The organism is Aquamicrobium aerolatum DSM 21857, from assembly GCF_900113935.1.
GTDB classification, from domain to species: Bacteria; Pseudomonadota; Alphaproteobacteria; order Rhizobiales; family Rhizobiaceae; genus Aerobium; species Aerobium aerolatum.
Window position 1 is genome coordinate 1 of the sequence record NZ_FORF01000045.1, and the last position, 3,033, is coordinate 3,033.

Annotated in this window: 5 protein-coding genes; 1 reads left to right on the top strand and 4 read right to left on the bottom strand. The window is 58.4% G+C overall.

Annotation, left to right across the window (positions count from 1 at the left end):
• Both BMZ42_RS17640 and BMZ42_RS17645 read right to left on the bottom strand, forming a co-directional pair.
• Positions 1-1,025 (bottom strand): ParB N-terminal domain-containing protein (locus BMZ42_RS17640; RefSeq protein WP_210185249.1); only part of this gene is annotated, 1,025 nt, incomplete at its 3' end.
• A gap of 85 nt (positions 1,026-1,110) precedes the next feature.
• Positions 1,111-1,497, bottom strand: coding sequence for an HNH endonuclease (locus BMZ42_RS17645; RefSeq protein ID WP_091525189.1), 387 nt, complete (start codon positions 1,495-1,497; stop codon positions 1,111-1,113).
• A 247-nt stretch (positions 1,498-1,744) separates the two neighbouring features.
• On the opposite strand from BMZ42_RS17645, the gene BMZ42_RS18465 reads away from it, so the two are divergent.
• A complete protein-coding gene (locus BMZ42_RS18465) occupies positions 1,745-1,954 on the top strand; it encodes a hypothetical protein (protein WP_175556787.1) in 210 nt (69 codons plus the stop codon).
• 214 nt (positions 1,955-2,168) lie between these two features.
• Here BMZ42_RS18465 and BMZ42_RS17655 read toward each other — a convergent pair whose 3' ends face one another.
• Together BMZ42_RS17655 and BMZ42_RS17660 are read right to left on the bottom strand one after the other, a co-directional pair.
• The gene (locus tag BMZ42_RS17655; protein WP_091525193.1) at positions 2,169-2,681 is read right to left on the bottom strand and encodes a DUF6362 family protein; all 513 of its coding nucleotides are present in this window, start codon (positions 2,679-2,681) and stop codon (positions 2,169-2,171) included.
• Positions 2,665-2,880, bottom strand: a complete 216-nt coding sequence (locus BMZ42_RS17660; RefSeq protein ID WP_091525196.1) for a hypothetical protein — start codon at positions 2,878-2,880, stop codon at positions 2,665-2,667. The genes BMZ42_RS17655 and BMZ42_RS17660 overlap by 17 nt, the downstream gene beginning before the upstream one ends.
• Positions 2,881-3,033: the final 153 nt, after the last annotated feature.

Consider the following 3,033-nt stretch of genomic DNA (forward strand, 5'->3'; position numbering starts at 1 on the left):
TCGCGATTGATGCGAGGCTTCTTGCCGCGAACCCAGCCGAACATGCAGGGCTCATGCGCCCATAGCATCACCGAGCGGGTCAGCACCGGGCGGGATTTGGCCCAGATGATCTGCTGGTGATGCAGGACATCAAACTTGTCCCAGACATTTTCCAGCATGCGCTGGCGACGCGAGGCATGCCAGCAATACCAGGCGACATTCTCCTGGATGGCATGCTCGATCGCCACCCGGCAGAAGGCCTCATAAAATTCTGGCCCCTGGCTGGAATCATCCCAGTGCGGCTGCTCGATGTAGTCTTCTGACCAATCCTTGTTGGCGGTTTTCTTCGCCCGCTTTGATGCGTTCTTTTTCGTCGGATGATTGGTGCCGTCATAATCGACAAGATAGGGTGGGTCGGTGGCAAACAGTGCTGCGCGTTCGCCGTTCATCAAGCGCGTCACATCATCCGGATCGGTACTGTCACCGCAGAGCAACTGATGATCGCCAAGCAACCAGAGATCACCGCGTCGGGTCACCGGTGTTGCCGGCACCTCCGGAATGGCGTCATCCTCGGTCAGACCGACCTGTTCATCGCGATTGCCGTAAAGCAGATCCTGCAATTCATCATCGTCAAAGCCGGTGAGGCCAAGATCAAAGCCGGCCTCCTGCAGGTCCGACAATTCCAATCCCAGAAGGTCTTCATCCCAGCCGGCATTCATGGCGATGCGGTTGTCGGCGAGAACCAGTGCCCGGCGTTGCGTTTCCGAAAGACCGGTCAGCATGATCGCTGGTACAGTCTCCATGCCGAGCTTGCGCGCGGCAAGCACGCGACCATGGCCGGCAATCAAGGTGCCATCCTCGGCAATCAGCACCGGGTTGGTAAAGCCGAACTCGCGGATCGACCCGGCAATCTCGGCGACCTGTGCTTCCGAATGCGTGCGGGCATTGCGCGCATAGGGCACCAGGTCATCGAGCCGGCGATATTCGACGGTGAGCTGGCGCTCGGTGCCGATAGCGTCGATGGTCACCATTTCAGCGATCGCCATTTTCTGTATCCAATGAAATCAACATCTTAGTCATGCACCCCCCATGCTCCATTTTGGCCACGCATATGTTTTTGGTGGCGCGCGGTCATGTCATTGAAATCGTTAGAGATTTAGACTCCCTGGGGGCCTGCGAGTAGCGCCGCGCATTGCCGAAACCACCATCGCTGCTGGCTGTTTTCCTGCCGTGGCACGATGCGCACAGCGCCTGCCAGCGGCTGCGATCCCAGAACACCGTTTCGTTGCCATCGTGCGGATCGACGTGGTCGACGACGCTGGCCGGTCTGATCAGATCATGGCGCTCGCATTCCACGCACAGCGGATGATCGTGCAGGAAGGCGGCGCGTTCCGTTCGCCAGCGCTTCGAGCGGTAGAGCGCACGCGACACCGGATCGCGCTGGCGAGCATAGTCCTGGTCACGCTCCCGCTTTTCGCGCCGGCCAACCGGGCGATGGATCGGCGGGCGGACAGGCATGGTGCTGATCTCGATGATGACGGTGGTGATGGTGCAGGAAACGACAACGCCCGCGATGGATCATCTCCGTCGTGGGCGCTAATCTCCCGAGCATATCCAGAATCTACCTCAAACAAGCCGGTTCTGTCCGCTGATGATATGTCCGGCGGACATACTTCGCTCAGCTACGCAGCTGCATATACAGCGAACATTAACGTCTGGCGGTTCTGCTTGTCGGGAACCATACAACTTTGGCCGGCTTTCGGCGGTGCTGCGCAACCACAACCGCCTCAATCAACAGATCCAACGCTTGGCGGGCTTGGACGCTAACTTTGTCGTCACCCTGCAGTTGTTCGAGGGCTCGTTCGAGATGGATGCGGGCAGCCGCATGGTCGCTTTGCATGTTTTCTCCATCGCCCCTGGGAAACTATGCGGCACCGACGCTGAACAGATCGCAAATACATATGATCGACTTTAATTCAAAGTTTAGCAAAGCGTCCGCCTGCTGAGCATGCCCGTTCCACGCGCGGTTAGGTTCGCCCCGCTTGCGGTACGTTCGCTCACGCGTTGCTCGTTTCAGGGGCTGATAGTGCGTAGAAGAAACGGCGGCGCAAGGATTGGATAATGGACATGCGCCGCCGTATTGGGTCGAACGAGGAACTACTCGACAACTTCAAGATGAGGCAAGATGGTTAACAGGACGTTGTCTTGATACTATCGGAACGGGTGTGTGCATAATCTCGCACCCGCTCGATAACATAGCGCCGTGAACGTTTTGTCGGCACCGGCTGACGGTTTAATTTTAACGCCATGACACACAGCCCGTAGAGCCAGCGTTCGTTGGCTGCGGAGCGTTGAAGGCCGACCTTCCAGCAGATCGCCTTCCATGGTGTGTTGTGCGCACGCATCCAGACAATCTTGCCGTCGATCGGTTCGAGATCAAACGTCCAGGTTAGTGTTTCTTCCATGCGAGAAATGGCAGCCGGCGAAGGCGGTGGCAATGATGTTTGCCGTGGCTCCTGACCGACGAGATCAGCAAACTCGTAGCTGTGCTGAGGCCAGGTGTTGAAATATCCCTGTCGACACGGCTCAGGCAATCGTTGAAGCACAGCAGCAGCTTCGGCGAGCCGCTCCTCGACTAGCTTCGGCGTCCAGATCGGATTGCTGCCATCGCGGCTGCGGAGTTGGTCAAAACGGCAGTTCATCGCCATGCTCCCACCAGTAGTTGTCCGCGGTAATCGTGCGGGTGGGCACGACCTTTGCACCGGGCCATTTGTCCTTGATCGCCATGACGGTCGGCATCGCCTCGATCAGGCGGGCAATCTCGGTCAGCATGTAGACCTTCATGGCGCGCTCCTGCGGATCGACGGCGACGGCGCTGTCCTCGTCGGGGACGATCGCCACTACGGTCCCGTCGGAGAGCGCCACCTCCCAGACGGCTGGATGGATAGGCTCGGCGCCTTGTCCGTCGTCAGGGATTTTGGGACAATTGACACTTTGAGCTAACGGAGGCTCTGGTCCATCAGGGTTGTCATTTTATGCTGCGGCTTCTCGGTG